2 protein-coding genes are annotated in these 1,360 nt (G+C 48.5%); both read left to right on the forward strand.

Translation table 11 applies throughout. The annotated features are described in order from the left end of the window. A partial coding sequence (locus AB4375_RS21515) for a site-specific integrase (RefSeq protein WP_102398431.1) occupies positions 1–864 on the forward strand: 864 nt, incomplete at its 5' end. After that, positions 861–1,360: transposase zinc-binding domain-containing protein (locus AB4375_RS21520; RefSeq protein ID WP_372052498.1), on the forward strand; the 500-nt coding region annotated here is incomplete at its 3' end. The genes AB4375_RS21515 and AB4375_RS21520, both read left to right, overlap by 4 nt.

Genomic DNA, 1,360 nt, shown 5'->3' on the forward strand with positions numbered 1-1,360 from the left:
TACAACACCCTTTATGAACAACACCTTACCAACCTAAAGCTGCAAGGTAAACGACCCGCGACCATTGATGCCTATTCCCGTGCGGTTCGTCGGATCACCGCTCATTTCGACCGAGCCCCTGATACATTAACGACCTCTGACCTCAAACAGTTCTTCGCGTCTCTTATTCAAACCCACTCGTGGAGCACCATAAAACTCGATCGTAATGGCTTGCAGTTTTTCTATCGCTACACGCTCGATAAACAGTGGGAGTGGCTCAATATCGTCAAGCCGCCACAAGTAAAACGACTGCCCGACATACTGACACCACAGCAAGTCAGCTCGCTGATTACTCACACTCGACAAGCACGTTATCAGGTGTTTTTTCTTACTCTGTACAGCATGGGGTTACGACTCAGTGAGGGATTAAATCTTACGGTTCATGATATCGACAGCCAAACAATGCGCGTTCACATACGGGAAGGAAAAGGCGGAAAAGACCGAATGGTGCCGCTTCCGCAGCGAACGCTTAAGGCACTCCGCACGCACTGGCTTACCCATAAGCATCCTTGCTACTTATTTCCTGGACTTGGTACATGTCACGACACCCCCATGGATCGTGGCGGAATTCAAAAGACGATGAAACTTGTACTTAAAGAGTGTGGTATCAAAAAGCATGCGAGTCCTCATTCACTCAGACATTGCTTCGCAACGCACTTACTTGAGCAAGGAGTCGACCTGCGTTCACTGCAATCACTGCTCGGTCATGCAAGCCTCAACACCACGGCACGATACACCCGAATGACTCAGATAAAGCAGCGTGATGCGGCAATGGCCATCAACCAATTAACGGATGATCTAGACTTAACATGGAGCATAAAATGAGTACTTTCATTGAACTGCTTCGCCAGCATCATCGTGCGCTTAAGCATCACTATCATGCGCAGATAAATGGCGATATGCATCGAGCTATTGGGGCGATGCTCCGTTGCAAAACAGAGCAACAAGGACGCTCACAATGGTTCTGCAGTCACTGCCATCACGATGACCGATTGCCTCTTTCTTGTGGTCATCGCCATTGCCCTCAATGCCAACAACGCACCACTTCTGACTGGCTACAGCGTCAACAGCAAAAATGGTTACCTGTTCACTATTTCATGGTGACCTTCACTTTACCGTATCAATTGAGAGTGCTGGCAAGACATCAACCTAAAGCGATATATAACGGTATGTTTAAGGTGGCATCAGGGGTATTAAAGGATTTTGCCAACCGACAACGGCAAGGTGAACTTGGTTTTACCGCCGTGTTGCATACTCACAGCCGACAACGAAACTTGCACCCACATCTGCACATTATCGTGGCGGCAGGCCAATACGACGC

It is taken from the genome of Vibrio sp. 10N.261.51.C6, from assembly GCF_041471785.1.
In the GTDB taxonomy this organism is placed as follows: domain Bacteria; phylum Pseudomonadota; class Gammaproteobacteria; order Enterobacterales; family Vibrionaceae; genus Vibrio; species Vibrio crassostreae_C.